The organism is Arthrobacter sp. QXT-31, assembly GCF_001969265.1.
In the GTDB taxonomy this organism is placed as follows: domain Bacteria; phylum Actinomycetota; class Actinomycetes; order Actinomycetales; family Micrococcaceae; genus Arthrobacter.
Genome location: NZ_CP019304.1, coordinates 1097649 through 1112319 on the forward strand (window position 1 = coordinate 1097649; position 14671 = coordinate 1112319).

Sequence of the window (14671 nt, forward strand, 5' to 3'; positions counted from 1 at the left end):
AAAACAAAACCCCTTAGTGCGTGAAAAAGCACCATTCCGCCGACATCACCGCAGGTCAGAGCGTTGCGCGACCGCGAAACCACGACCCGTGAGCCAACTCAGGTCGGAGTTTCACGACGTGGAACGCGTCCAGCACTGTGATGGCTTCGGGCAGTTCATCGCGGATCGCGTTGGCGTAGCCGCGGAACGGATCCAGCGCCGCGGTTTCGATGTCTGCCGTGAATTCCTCTCTGCCTTCTTTGAGTCAGTCGGCCTTCCCGGACCGGCGCGGAACAAGGTCCAGCAACCTGCCGTGCACCACACCTTGATCGTCGCGGGTGTGATCCACGATCCCGGTGACCATGCCAGTGCCGGGCGGGCCGGTATGGGACCAGACGTGCTCATCAACGCCGAGCGCGTCCACTCCTGTCAGCCGGCCTGCCATGGCGATCCGCGGGGCGGCTTCTGCCTTGATCAGTTCAAAGAGGCCCTGACCTCTCTCATCCCGCACCACGGCGCAGCGGCATCAGAACACACTCCCGGCCCTGGCGTCAGCCCGCCCTAACCACGCTCATCTGCGAAGGGCCCTCAAACGCGACATCATCGCCCACCCTGCCACCGGCGTGTTCCTCACTGAAGCGTCCAACATCGTCCTGCTCGGCCCGCCGGGAACCGGCAAACCCCATCTCGCTATCGGACTCAGCCCTCGCGCCACCCAGCTCGGGCAGCGCGTCGCCCGTGTACCTGCGGTCATCGAGCTCTCCCATAGCCTCGGCCAACGCTTGGTAAACGGTGTCCTCGAAGCCGATGATCTTTGTTTGCGAACGCATCGAAAGTTCGCTTTGCCGGAGACCCATTGGACGTGGACCTTTGCCTGGTTGGCCACAGCAGCGGCCGGTGCTCGTCAGTTGACTACGAGAAGATTTTTCCGCGTCAAAGATGCCGACTTGGCCGATGTAGAGCTTCGAGTCGGCCTCGTAGCCGGTTCGGCTCAGTGCCACGGGGTCATCGGGAGAGGCGACCTTGCGTTTCTCTATTGCATTCTTGTAGGCGCGGCGCTCGACAGCGGTGTCGGCGGAGGCACCCGCCATGGACCAGGCTGCGTGCTGGCTATCGCGATGTTGCTTCGCCAAATCGAAGAAGTTCTGCTGTCGCTGCAGTTCAGCGGCTTTGGCGGGAGATCCGACGCCTACGTCTGCACTCGCTTTTGCCCCCATTTTTGTGGCCCTTTCCGGCCGCATCTACCTCAGTCGTAATAATGTAGCTGTGACCACCGACATTTTTGGAATACCCCCGCCTGATTGTCGGGATTCACCAACCGACCAACGGGAGAAGCATTAGGCATTAGGCACCAATTCCCAGCAGTTCCGACGGCTTCCCGCTCCACGAGACCACCAGTTCATCCCGCGCCCGCGTCGCAGCAACATATAGCAATGACCGCTCCTGCAATAGTGCATCCGATTTCTCGGCGTCACCGAGATCCTTCAGCGCCCACTGCAGAGGCATGCTCGCCTCCCCTACTCCGAAGAGGATGACTTTGGAAAACTCCATGCCCTTTGCCCGGTGCATGGTCATCACAACCGGCTCGTCGGGGTGGGCCTCTTTGTCACCGGAGACTTTCTGGACAGAGACTCCACGCTCAAGCAGTCCGCTGACGACGAAGTCCACCTGCTTGCCCGAGCGCACGAGTACGCCGATGGTTTCCGGCGCAAAGTCCGCATCGTTGCTCCATGCCTTGATCCAGCCAGCGGCATTATCTAGCTCCTTGGAAAGCGATTCCTTACCCTCGAGCTGGGGGTGCGGCCCGCTTCTGGCCGACCGGTAGTCTGCAGACTCCTCCGCCGTGTCCTCAATGTCAGTGAACGGAACCCCGGAGAGGAGACCGACGGCGAAAGCGAGGTTCTGGGCCGTCGTCCGGTAGTTGAGCGTCAGACGCCGCGAACGCCCAACGATCTGGATACCAAACCTGCTGAGGGGCACCTTCTGCCCATAGATCCGCTGGTGGGAGTCCTCCGCGATGAACAAGTCGTTCGCACCAGGCGCCACCAGTGCACGCAGCAGGAGCCAGTGGCCGGCGTGAAAATCCTGAGCCTCATCAACAATGACGTGGTCGAAGGGGCGGTCCCCTGCCCCAGCGGCCCGCTGATCAAGGACCGCAGCGGCCAGTGCTGCGAGTTCGGGGTAACTCACGGCTCCCTTGCTCCGGCAGATCCGCCGATAAGCCTCAATGACCTTCCAAACCTCGATCCGTTTCATCCGGTTCAAGGCCGTGCCGCGACCTCCTCGCGGAACGGTCAGGTACCCGTCCCTATCCGTCACTGAATTCGCAAGGACGATAGACAGGTACTCCTGCCCCAGGAATGTGGGGTTCGCCAGAGCGGGCTCGAGCTTGTGCTCCACTTGCTCAAGGGCCTCATCCCATTCCTTGTCACTGGAGCGGCTCGTCGCCGCGGCATCGGGAGTCCCAAGCACCACCCTAAAGGCGCCGGCTTGTTCCTCAGGCGACGCCTTTGACCAGACCTGGGCGGCGACGGAGTCGATGCCGGCTACAGTCACCCGGGATTCATCGAGCCTGTCGCTCTGCTTCAGCCCCGGATCCAGACGCCCCACGTTTTGAGCAAGACTATCGGCCAGCGTCTTCGTAAAGGTGGTCAGAAGGATACGCGAGTCCGGATGATGGTCCGCCAAGTGCTTTGCGCGGTGGATCGCCACCACAGTTTTGCCCGTACCCGCCCCGCCCGAAAGCCGGAAGGCTCCGTTGCGGTCCTTGACCGCGTACTGGGCTTGGGCCGGGTGCAGGAATACCAGCCAGTCCTGAAAACTCTCGTTGTTGATGACGTACTCGAGGTCTTCGAAGCCCTCGGCATACGTGAACTCAAGCTTCGAGGCAGGGTGTTTGAGCGCCTCGGCAAGCTTCTCGTCATCCGACTTCGTGGGGTCATCGACGTAGTCGCCAATCCCCAGGCCTTCTTTGACTTCCTGGAGTGACTTCCCTGCCTCAAGGTCAATAAGGGCAAGACCCTGCCATTCCGGGACTGCTTCGTCGGTGACCACCAGTTCGAACGCTTCCACAGAAGCTGCGTCGACCGCGGCTGCACCTGTCCGTTCGGGGATGCCCAGCTCCTCGAAAAGGTACGACGGCGTATACCCGGCCTTTTGGAGGCCGTTCTCATATGCGGGACCCGTGGCTGCCGGGGAAACGACGGCGGCCGCCTGCGGGGGCGCCGATCCCTCTACCGGTGCACTGATGAGTTCCGCGATACCACTAACAGGGTTGACAGTCAGAATGCTCGTCTGCGCCTTCTTGATCGCTTCATCGTGGTTATAGGTGCCCGCATAGACGTAATGCGGTTCAGTCCCGGCAACCAGCTTAAAAAGCACCGCCCGGAACTGCTGGTCAACGCGGCCTGTGCGCGCCCGGGAGTCCTTGTAGGTCTTCATCGGCTCGATGTGGAGGCCAGGCGAAGTGTCGTCTTCCTGAAGCTTGTAGAGGAAGTCCAGGACCTTGCCCTTGAGCGATCCGTCGACCTTGTTGGCCCCCTTCATCAGGGTTACCGATGCCATCAGTCGTTCTCCTTCAACTTAAATGCCTTCAAAACTTGTGCAGCATCGCCGGCCATAAGTGTCCAGCCTTCATACTCGCCCGCCGGATCGAAGACGACAGCCAGTTTGTGCTCGGGCCATGCAATGTCCAGCGGTGTCCCATCGTCAAGCTCGTAACCGAGCTCCGGCAGCGGCAACTCGTCGACTTCGGCGAGCACTGCCAACAGCTCGCGCTCGGCGTTTGTAGCGAGGTCAAGGATGTCCTGCCATTCCGGCCGGAGGTGCTTACCCAGCGCTCCCGGTTCCACAATGACCGGGACCGAGGGCATCGCGAGAGTAACCGCGCCGATAGCCGGGGCTGTCCGCCTGAATCCGAGCAGGTTGCTTAGGCGCAGCCATTCGCGCCACACGTTCTTATACCCGGGCTCCGCCACTGCTTCGTCCCGTCCATCAAGGACGAGCACGACGTCGGCGCTCACCATGAGCGGCGACGTCAGGTTTGCGGCACATCGGAGAGGACCTTCCGCGTACATCCATGCGCGCCCCACCCCCAGTTCAGGCGCCGCTTCCGGGTCATCCAAAGTGGCCTGCACGAAGTCCGGAAGATCCACAACGGATCCCGCGAATGTGGTGCACTTCCCCAGCATGAGCAGAGGAATGGCATCGGACAGGTCGGCCCAGGCGTCAATGTTTGGCTCCCGGATCCACTGCCACAGCTGGCTCATGGCGTCGGACTTGACGGCAGCAAGCAGCGCGGGCTGAAGCGGCGCCGCCCCGTTCTGCACGATGCTCGCCGCCTTGTCAGTGAACCACGGTGGCATCGACTGTCCGTCGCCGGAAAAGGCGTCAATATCTTCCCACGTCACCGCCCAGGGAACCACGCCAGCAGCCCGAAGGCCCTCACGCTTGGCCGCATCGTCAGCGACGCGGTTGTGCTCAGGCGACGCGTGGAATACGTAGCCGTCGGTGTAGATAGCCATTTTTGGGATGTTCGGGTCCGCCGTAGAGAGGACGAAGTCAGGTCGCGTACCGTGAATGTCCACCTGGGGTTCGAGCCACCAGATGTGTTTTGCGCCCGGTAGGCGGAACTCCACCTTGTCGGCGCGAAGACCGGGGGTGACCTTAACGTTGGCACCGACGGCGGTCAGCCTGTCCACGAGCGCCTTACGGAACTTGACCTCGAGGTGTGACTCCAGTGCTGGCGCAGGCGGAGGAACATTGGTCACGGTCCAGCCATCGAAGGTGGGATCACCGTCGTTGGGGACCCCGTCATGCCCGGCCAGGATGCTGCGCAGAAGACGCTCCGCGGTCACGCGGGCCACCTTATCCACGTTCCAAGGGGACGCGAAGGGAAGGAGGCAGCGATGGCAGGCGAGGCGCTCCTCGTCGCGGCAATCGCAGTTCCGCACCACATTCCATGCGGCCCGCAGGAGGTTCCATACCTTCTCCGGTTTGGCGAATTCGGCGAGGTAGCCCGTGCCCCCGGGGACTTTGTCGTGCAGGAGCAACGAGACGGCCGTGCCCCCGTCGGCAGGCTCGTTGATCGGCACTGCAGCGATGTGGTCGGGGGATCCGCCGATCACTTCACGGAGGCCGAGGAGTAACGCAGCGGTCAGGCTGGGGAGGGCGAAATCATCCCCCAAGACGCGACCGGCCGGGAGGCGGAGGGCAACCCCCTGCGTCGCGAGGACACGTGCGAGCGCTACCTCTGCCACGTGCTCGTCACCGGACTTCCGGTACTTGCACCAGAAGCGGTGCTCATCAGGGTTGTTCGCACGTCCGGCAGAGTCCAGCTTGCCGCAGTACGAACAGACGCGGAATAGGGGTGCCTTGGACTCATTGCCAGCGATAATCCGGGGCGCGGCGTTGGCAGAGGCACGTCCCAGGTTGAGCCACCGGAGCTGTACCCGGTTCGCGTATTTGGCGCCGAACTCAAAGTCCTCGAGGAACCATTCGTCGGTGAGGTGCTCGGGATCGATATCCGCTGCGAGGATCGTATTGAAGCGTTCCTTGACACGTTGGTCAGAGCGATCGCCGATGGCCACCTCGTCGCGGCGCACCTCCGCTGAGACGTTCTTCATGACCACGACCTCGAATTGCTGGCTGACGTCGGCGATACCGCTGAGATGGCACCGGCCACACGACTTGACCGGGCCTGCGGCGTCCACGTCGGTGTGTATCCACCCGCACTCCGGGCATGCCTGCCAGCGCTGGATGTGGCTCTGCTGTGGGCCGAGGTCCACGGCATCGATCTTTACCTCGAGGCCACGCGAGTAGAACGTGGCACCCGGAGCAAGCTCGTTGATCGCGATGGCAGCGCCACGCTGCAGCGAGATCGTCTCGGTGACGTAGTCCTGGGTTTCAACTTCCTGCCAGGTCACGCCGATGTCCAGGTTCACCGAGTCGTCGAGGAGCGTGTAGTTCGGCAGCAGACCGTACTTCTCGAGCACTGAGATCCAATATTCGTCGCGCAGGCTGAAGAGCTGTCCGCGCAGCATGCGCTGTGTGGCCTCGGCGGATTTCGGGGCACGCTTGTCCTCGTCCGTGGCGGCGTTGGACTCGGCCATGGCCTTCAGCTCGGGCATGACCTTCTCGATGTCGTCGATGCGGGCCTTGAGTTCGTCGCAGTCGTCGGCCCACAGCCTTGCGGCCCGCACCACGTGCTCGGCGAGCTCACTCGACCCGTCAGCCCGGGGTGCAGCCCATTCCCGGAGCCTAGCGGCGCTGTCAGGAGCGAGAAGATCCCCGAACTGGCCGAGGAACTCGCTGATATATTCCTCCGCATTGGAGTGAGCGGTCTCGATCAAATCCCCCAGAAAGGTTCCAGGTCCGTCGCCGGCGAGTGCGCCGGCGGCCTTCCGCGGGTGAGGACGGCCAGCGTCGCGCGCGAACCTGTCCACCAGGTGGGCGAGGTACTGCCTTTGCAGGATCTCCTCGGCGTCAAGAAATGTGGCAGGCGGGCGGACTTGCCCATTGATCACAGACAAGGGGTCGTGAAGCTTGGGCAGGTGCTCTCCGCGGCCGCGCGCGTAGGCAAGGACGAGTGAGTTCCCTGTCAGGCGGCCGGCGCGCCCCACTCGCTGCAAGTATGAAGAAACGGACGTGGGCAGTGAGGCTAGCATGACGCAGGAAAGGTCACCGATATCGATGCCCATCTCCAGAGTGGGTGTCGCGACCAGTACGTTGGGTGCCTGAGGCGTCTGGACCGAGGCTTTGAACTCATTCTCGGCGCGCACCCGCTCCTCATCAGGCAGCAGTGACGTGTGCTCCTTAGCGACGACGCGCTTCGGCTCCCGCGCTCCGTACAGCTTGAGATAGAAGTTCTCCTCCTCCGGCTGGCGCGCGAGCCGGCCGGGACATCGAACATATAGACAGTGCGCACCGTCGAGCTGGTCCACCACAGTCGCGGAACCCGGTGTAACCGCGCGGCACACGGAGCACGCGAGGAAGTGGCGGCCCGCGCCGAGGCCCTCGCCTGTGGGTGCCTGAAGGAGGATCCGGTCGGTGGGAAGCGCATAGATCGTGGCGCCGTCCTTGGCCTGCACGGTTTCGAGCACGCATTGGCCGGCGAGCTGCCCAAATAGGGCCTTGGCCACAAAGGTCGCGTCCGCCTTTGGGATCTTGAGGCACAGCGCGGTCCATCGCGTGTACCAGCTCTGGGTCTGGGCTATTGGGTCCATGTAGCCGGAGTCGCCGCTGCCGAGCCGCGGGAAGGCTGGCTTGGACCGGCCGGTGGGGAAGGCGGGCATACCCTCGCTGCGGCGCCGGCCGCCCCACACCTTCCAGCGCTGGGCCTTCTCCCCCGCCTCGACCATGTAGTCGTTGAGCCACTGGTGGCGGATGCCGCCCTGGGTGCGGACGCGCTCGACTACGCCGCGCACCCACGCGAGCAGCGCGCCGTCGTCTGTGAGCTGGTCTTCGAGACCAAGGGTGCCGGGCGCCGCCTCGAGCGCAGTACGGGCGGCCGCGAGCATCGCGGGGGGTGTCCCGGCGTCGGTCTCGGCGACAATGCTGCCGGTGAGCTCGAGGGTGCGGCCGAGGCGGGACTGGAGGCCGAACTCGAGGGAGGCGTCGAACAGGACGCGCTTCTCCGCGTTTCGTGTCGCGTTCCGCTTCTCCTGGGCGTTGGCCTCCGGATCCCAGTAGGCGCGGAACTGCGGCCTGTCGGCGTAGTCGGGGGCGATGAGCTGGTACTTGCGGACGGGAGTGGCGGCGTCCGCAAGTGCCCTGGCGACCAGCTGCTTGAGGGTGACGACTCCCCCGTCCGGTGCAGCAGCCTCGAGCGCATTGCGGAAGGCGGCTCGCAGGGTGAGGATGTGCGAACGGGCTTGAACGAAGCCGGCACGGTGGGCGGCGTCCTGGACACTGTCGGTGAAGACGAGGGCCTTCTTCTCCCCCGAATCGAGGCCATCGGCGCCGAAGAGGTTTGAGATGCTCACGGAAAGCATGGTGGCGATGGCGCTGCCCAGGAAGCGGATGCCGTCCGCCGTTTGGCAGGCAGGGCAGACCTCGCGCTTGGAGTCGTCGTCCGCGTCCTGGCCCCGGAGCATGAGGACGGGGACGATGTGGCCCTCGTGGGCCTCGGCGGTGTCCTCGGCGGGCGGCTCGTGCAGGATGCTGCGGTTGACCGTATCGAGCCAGACGAGGCTGTCGGCGATCTCGCCCTTCTCGGCGCGGAGGGCGTCCTCGTTGGGGGCGTGGATTAGCGCGCGGAAGCGCGGGTTGCCGGTGGCCTGCTCGCGGCGGATCTTCGAGTCGTCGTTCTCGAGGTCCGTGCCCGTGGGGCCAAGGACGGCGCCCCAGCCGGAGCGGCCGCAGTGGCGGCAGAAGACTGCAGGAAGGTAGAGGGTCCGGTCGGTGTGGGGGCCATCGTCGCCCCAGCGGTAATGGTGCTCACCGTCAACTGATTTGTCGAGGCGGGACAGCTCACGCACCCAGAGGTGCGTCTCAACGGAGATGGCGTTGCGGTTCGGTTGGGGGACCGCGCGGGCGTGGCTGATGAGGGCAAGGAAGTGGGCCACAAACTCTGTATGCCGCTCGGCGAGAGTAACGCGGCGGCGGGGCCCGCCTGAGATGTTGAACTCGCCGAAGACGCTTTCGGCCAGGTCGGAGAGGACGACGGCGTCGCTCGCCTCATGGAGCACTGCGCGGGTGAGCGGACACTTGCGGATAGCGCCGAGGAGGTCAGCTGGCTGCTCGCCGAAGAGGAGCTGGGAGACATGCTCAATGATGACGGCGTTAGTGTCTTCGGCTCCTGCGCCGAGGACCGCCTCGATGGCCTTGCCGGTGTCCTCGATACCTTCGGCAACGCGGGCCATCTCGGCGGCAGGATCACCGGACCACGCCTCGCACCAAGCATCGATGCTGAGGCGGGATTCGGTAACGACCGCGTCGTCAGGGAAAGTTTCTCCGAAGACAGTCTGGGCAAAGCGGAGCATGGGCTCCGACTCGCCCTTCGCGCCAAGCGTCGCAGACGTCGCGACCGGTGTTATGCGTCCGAGCGGGCGGGCCCGGTCCTCCTCGGTCGGGCCGTGCGGAACTGTGCTGAGGTCGTTAGGCCAATGGCTCTTGAGGGCGAGGCCGAGGCGGCGCAGTAGCATTGCGACGTCGGTGCCCTGTGCTCCGTCGTAGGTGTGGAACTCGTCGAGGACCACGTACTGCAGGGAGACTGCGGACTGCTCCCAGATCGACGCATCCTCGCTGCGGAGCAGGAGCATATCCAGCATCTTGTAATTGGTCAGGAGGATATCCGGTGCTTCGCTGCGGAAGATCTCGCGGGTGTTGATGAGCCCGGCGGCGGAAACCTTCGTGTGCTTCTGACCGTCCTTCTGACCGGTGTAGATGCCGGCCGTGATGCCGCCGAGTTCAGGGTTCTCGGTGAGCAGGCTGGCGAGGCGCTGCGCCTGGTCGTTGGCGAGGGCGTTCATCGGGTAGAGGATGAGCGCCTTCATCCCGGTGACGCCCGCAGCCTTGGCCCGAAGTACGTGGTCAATGATCGGGTAGAGGAATGACTCTGTCTTGCCGGAACCTGTGCCGGTAGTGACCAAAGTTGGTCGCGGACGGCGGAATGCGCTGCTCACGGTGGTTGTGTCTGTCGACACATCTGGCTTAGACGTCAGCCTCTGAAATGCCAGCGCCTGATGTCCGTAGGGTGCAAAGCCCCTGTACCAGTCAAGGCAGTCACGCCACCCGTCGGCCGCAGGCTCGAAAGGAAGCCTGAGTCGCACGAAGGGGCCCTTGAATATTCCGTCCTGTGGATCCTCGAGGAATCCCTGCAGGCCGTTGCGCGCATCCCGATCGGTAAGGGCAAAGGTTGTGGACAGATAATCAATCAGCCCAACCTGGAGTTCCTCGACCTGATACGTCGGGAGGAGAACGGCCATCAGCTCTTCTCCGCCAGGAGCTTCTCGAAGTGTGCATAGGCCTTCCGCATGTCGTCTTCGCGGTCGTATGAGACGAACGGAAACTCGAAGACGTAGTCGGCTCCGCTCTGTGGATGAGTCCAGGTCCGCTCCACAAGCGTCAGGTCTTCACCGCGTGTCATGAATGGACGAGCGATCTCCGCCGGGACCTTTCGCCCGAGCAGGTCATACAAATCCTTACGCTCATATCCATGCAGCACGGGGAATTGAGAACGGTATATGTCGCATAGTTCATCAACACCTATCCCGAAAACGAGCGCTATGGCGGCATCTAGCTCGACCGACAGAAGCCGCCGTTGGGAAGCAATACGAATAGGGCTTGAGCGGGTCCATTTTTCAGGCATGACAGCATTCCACAAGTCCGAGTAGGCCGAGGTCAGGCAGGTGAGACGAGCGCTTCGTTCAACGATTTCCACAAAAAGAGGATGGTCCGCAGGGATCGCGGGAACTTGCCCGACTGCCGTGGCGCTGATCTCAGAACCCACGGAGGACCGAACCTGTAAGTCAGCGCCGATGAAGTTCATAGACGCAAGCACAGCGAGCAGCCGGCTTGCGCTGTCACTTCCGACGAACGCCGCTGCTCTCACTGCATGCACATGGGCCGTGCCGGGAGGGACGACAGACGCACGAAGAGTCCTCTCCCCGGTGGTGGCAGCCATCGACCGCCAGACGACCCGAAAAGTCGAGCGAACGCTTACAGGTTCGGCTTGCTCACCCTGCCAGAAACCATAGTCCGAATCATATCGCCGACGTTCCTCATCGGGCTGGTAGCTGGTTCGGGGTATGAAGTCGTCAGGGAGGGCCTCCAGATCGATCTCAGTCCAGTCAAGATTGTTCTTCATCGTCGGGTTGGGCTGCTTCGCGAACGGGTTGGCCACGGTAAAGTGAGGGCCCTGCAGGATCACGTCGTTCCAAGACTCGGGTACAGCAGAACCGACCTCAAAGTAGCCCTTTTTGCGATCTGTCGTCTCGTTCCAGCCGCTTGAATACTGCAATCCCAAATCACGAACACGAGGAGCCTTGCTTAGTTTCTCGAGCACGGATGCGCTAGAACGGTTTACCGGATAGACCATTCGAGCTTGAATCGGCGGCGCTCCAGGCTCGTCGAGAATGTCGGCCCAGACAGCGAGCACCGTTTCATCGACGTTGACGATCCGCTCCGGGTGGGGCCGCAGGTCCCAGTTGCCTTCGTCGTCCTTGAGGCCGGGCACGGGTCCGTTACCGTCGTGTGCCAACGACCGTGTGACGGTGTCCGGGTGGTATAGCGAAGACGCCATCTGGAACTGCGGGCGCTCTAGCCGGTGACCATAGACGTGAACGCCGTACGAAACATGATGGTCAATCTCGAAAAGCGACAACTCGTTAATGAACTGCCAGTGCCGCCGCAGTCGACGGTAAGTCTCCGCGCGAAGCACCGTGGCCTTCTTTTCGGTGAAGTGCGATTCCGGGTGGATTAGCGCGACCACGCCCCGTTCGTTCATGGATGCCCACGTCCTCGCCATGAATGAGCGGTAAAGGTCCGGTCGAAGGGCAGATACGACCGGGTACATGCCGATGTCAGTCAGATGCTCACGTACGGAAACGACAGACGTTGCTTGGGAGCACATGAATGCTTGCTGTTCAACATCAGCTATGGCAATTGCTTTCTTCGTACTCGCTTCACCTTGAGTCGGCTTTTCGGCCAGCTGCCACCACGGATCGAACTCAGCGAATGTAGCCTTCTCGTCCCAATCAGGCCTGACCCATGGCGGATTTCCAACCTGCAAATCAAATCCTCCGCGCCCGAAAACGGAGGCGAAGTCCAGCTGCCAGTGAAAGAATCCCTGGTCTCGAGCCACGCGGTCGCATACAGACAACCACTGATGCTCTGAGAGCAAATCCTCCACGTCCCTCGCCAATGCGAGCTGGAGATCGGCGTGCTCGGCATCGTTCAACTCATCCCAGTTTGCCCCCGCACTGAGGGCGCGCTGACCCACCATCCGGGATTCCTTACCGGTTCGTCCGAGCAGGGCTTCTAGAGCGTCGAGCCATTGGTCGAGGCTCGGCGGGACGGCTCCCTTTGTGGCTTGCTGGGTCAGCGGCCAGAACCATAATGCGTTCCAGGCATCCATCACGCGACGGAGTCGCTGGTAAGCGCCGTTTGGGTCGTTGATTGCCTCTTCAATCTCGGCTCGGGTCACGGCTCGTGTGGTTTCAACAGGCTTAGGCGCCGTCGGTTTGCCGAAGTAGTCGATCTCCCGGCGGGCTTCCTGATCTGCGATCTCAAAGCGGCGCAGCGTGAGCTTCCACAGAGACTCGACCCGTCGGGAAAGACTGAGCAGGCGGTCGACCTGCTGCTTTGAAGGCTTTGCGCGCAGAGACTTGCGCCACGCCCCAAGGGCCTTCTGCGCGTCGCCGGCGAGGTCCTTGACCTCCTTGGCGTCCGAGGCTGCACCCCACCCCTGAGCAGGGAGGAGGAAGTGGTGGACCCGTCCGACCACGGCGGGATCGTCGTCGTCCGTCCCCAGCCCGGCAACCAGCCCGCTCACGGGCGCATCCTGCGGAGTCGAGGTGAGCCAGGACTTGTCCCTGACCTGACCCGCAGAGTATGTCGCGCGGCGGGCCCCAATAAGCGAGTTGCCGCGGCGAAGCCGGAGGCCGAACCACGGCGCCTGCAAACCTGCCACCATGGTGTCCAGCCACAGGGAGACCTCGGCGAGCTCGACCGCCGTCGCGTTGAGGTCCACGCCGTGCACCTGGTGCAGGGCGATCTGCGCTTTCACCTTCTGCAGCTCGAGCGGGTACTCGTCGGCGGGGATACGGACGTCGAGCTCCTTCTGCTTGCGCTCGAGGTACTGTGCGGCGAGCTGACGCACGGCTTCTATCGCGAACGCGCCAGAACCGAGGGCGGGCTCGCAGACAGTGAGCGTGAGGACGTCGTCCGCAGGCGTAGTCACACCGTGCTGGTCGAGCAGCTCTTCGAGCGCCTGGGAGACGACGAACTTGGTCAGTACCTCCGGCGTGTAGTATGAGGCCGACTGCTGGCGTTCGCGGCCGGCAAGCCGGAAGACGAAGGTGCCTTTCTGGTGGAGGACCGGCTTGGGCTGTCCGCTGATCTCGTCCTGCATCATGACGAAATGCTTGGCATCGATCTCCGCGGAGCGAGTCACGGGAATAACCCATGAGCCCTTCGACGAGTCGCCGTCCTTGGCGACCTCGTGGAGGTCCTCCTGCGCAATGAAGCCTGTGTAGGACATGAGTCCCTCGTACACAGCCCCGAGCTGGTTGACGCCGAGCTCAGCGTAGGAGATGAAGCCGCGGTCCTTGCCCCGTGCCTCCTTACTCAGTAGGAGGTGCTCGAGGACTTTCTGGAGCGGGGCGTTGCCGAGCTTGACCGCGTCAATGTCTGCCGTTCGGGACGGTGAAAAGAGATCAGCTTCGAGGTTCTCGAAGGTCAGCGTGTCATCGGCCTCCGTTGGCCGGTGTCCCGTGTTCACCAAGGTGAAGAGGAGGTTGAGGGAGTCGTAAAGGTGGGTTCCGCGCTTGGACTTTTCCGAGGTGATCGGGTTGAGCACGAGCTCGCGGATTCGGTCCAGGCCGTAGCCCTGGTCGTACTGCTCGTCGCCGACGGGGATGACTCCCATCTCCGGGGAGGCTTCAGCGTAGAGCAGGAACAGGATCCGGTAGAGGAAGCGCAGGGACTGACGTGCAAGCGACTGTCCGTCGACATCGTCGTTCGACATCCCGGCTGCGGCGCGGCGCGTAAGGACGTCGTTGGCGATGATTTCGATGGAGAGCCGGATGCCTTCACGGAGGTCCTTCGAGACGCCTACGGTGTGCTTGACCGAGGACTCGATGACGCTGTTCCACAAGATCTGCTCGTTCGCGTCCGGGTGGAGCGAGTCGCGCCCGAAGACGGCGAGGAAGCGGTCCAGTTCGCCTCCACGTTTGGTGTCGTTCCGTTCGACGGCGAGCAGCGCATCAGCGGCGAGGTACCGGCCTTCGGGCCACCGCTCGCGCTCGGTCAGGATGAGCCAGCGGCCGGCCATAAGGACGATGAACTGCGGGGCCTCATCGGTCTGGTAGAGCTCGGAGATGAGCTTGCTGGCCGAGTAGTTGGCTTCCTTGTCGTCCACGAGAGGCTTCTGGAGGAGGTCGCCGCGGTCCTTGGCGAGGGCCTCTTCGAGGGAATCGGCAGGCTGGGCTTCAACGAAGAGGAGGTCGTTGTTCGGTGTAGACCAAACATTGTGGGCCAGGAGCTCGGCACCGCTTCGTTCGGCCTTGAACGTGGTGCTCGTGCCCTGGAACCCGAGTGCTTGGCGCAGGTCACGGTAGATGCGAGAGGCGTTACCGGGCTCCTCGGCGAGTGTGCCGAGGTCGATCTGGAGTTGGCCGCGTGCCTTTCGGAATCGGTCCAGCGGGGACTCGTGACCTTCTTTGGACGTGTCGTCCCATTGCTTGCGGAGCTTGAGAACTTCGGACTGGAAGGACTCGCCGGCCTTGGTGGTGTCCGTGGTGAAGAAGTGCTCGCTGACGAAGTCCTCGCCGACGACAAATGAATCGAACGAGGGCATCTCAGTGCTCTCCTTCCGCAGGGGTGTTGAGGGGCACTACGACGAGCAGCGGCCGCACGAGGCGCCGATCCGGGGCAAGGGAGGAGACGATCTCCTGTTCCTGATCGACGCGTGCTTTGTTCTCTTTGAGGCGTCGCGTACTCATGCCCGGGAGCTGTGCCTGTCCGTGGATTT

General features: G+C 63.0%; 6 protein-coding genes and 1 pseudogene. 1 reads left to right on the top strand and 6 read right to left on the bottom strand.

What is annotated here, in order from left to right; all coding sequences use genetic code 11:
• Positions 1-55 precede the first annotated feature (55 nt).
• Both BWQ92_RS24465 and BWQ92_RS24170 read right to left on the bottom strand, forming a co-directional pair.
• Positions 56-220: pseudogene (locus BWQ92_RS24465) on the bottom strand (transposase); the annotation flags it as partial.
• A 24-nt stretch (positions 221-244) separates the two neighbouring features.
• Complete coding sequence (locus tag BWQ92_RS24170; RefSeq protein ID WP_236783107.1) at positions 245-490, bottom strand: hypothetical protein; 246 nt, start codon at positions 488-490, stop codon at positions 245-247.
• A gap of 112 nt (positions 491-602) precedes the next feature.
• Between BWQ92_RS24170 and BWQ92_RS24685 the strand changes: the two genes are divergently transcribed.
• Entirely contained in the window at positions 603-1235 is a 633-nt protein-coding gene (locus BWQ92_RS24685; RefSeq protein WP_442856743.1) for an ATP-binding protein, read from the top strand.
• A gap of 88 nt (positions 1236-1323) precedes the next feature.
• Here BWQ92_RS24685 and BWQ92_RS04960 read toward each other — a convergent pair whose 3' ends face one another.
• The 4 genes from BWQ92_RS04960 to BWQ92_RS23950 form a co-directional block, all read right to left on the bottom strand.
• Positions 1324-3543, bottom strand: a complete 2220-nt coding sequence (locus BWQ92_RS04960) for a 3'-5' exonuclease (protein WP_076798558.1) — start codon at positions 3541-3543, stop codon at positions 1324-1326.
• Positions 3543-9602 (bottom strand): DEAD/DEAH box helicase, encoded by a 6060-nt coding sequence (locus BWQ92_RS04965; RefSeq protein WP_236783108.1) that lies wholly within the window; start codon positions 9600-9602, stop codon positions 3543-3545. The genes BWQ92_RS04960 and BWQ92_RS04965 overlap by 1 nt, the downstream gene beginning before the upstream one ends.
• Positions 9603-9904: 302 nt before the next feature.
• Complete coding sequence (locus BWQ92_RS04970) at positions 9905-14497, bottom strand: Eco57I restriction-modification methylase domain-containing protein (protein ID WP_076798560.1); 4593 nt, start codon at positions 14495-14497, stop codon at positions 9905-9907.
• A 1-nt stretch (position 14498) separates the two neighbouring features.
• Positions 14499-14642: a hypothetical protein gene (locus tag BWQ92_RS23950; RefSeq protein ID WP_216639969.1), complete on the bottom strand. Its 144-nt coding sequence runs from the start codon at positions 14640-14642 to the stop codon at positions 14499-14501.
• Positions 14643-14671: the final 29 nt, after the last annotated feature.

Bases quoted from the DNA above. Each gene is read 5' to 3' on its own strand.
- BWQ92_RS04960 (WP_076798558.1), bottom strand. From the start codon at position 3,543: ATGGCATCGGTAACCCTGATGAAGGGGGCCAACAAGGTCGACGGATCG.
- BWQ92_RS04970 (WP_076798560.1), bottom strand. From the start codon at position 14,497: ATGCCCTCGTTCGATTCATTTGTCGTCGGCGAGGACTTCGTCAGCGAG.
- BWQ92_RS23950 (WP_216639969.1), bottom strand. From the start codon at position 14,642: ATGAGTACGCGACGCCTCAAAGAGAACAAAGCACGCGTCGATCAGGAA.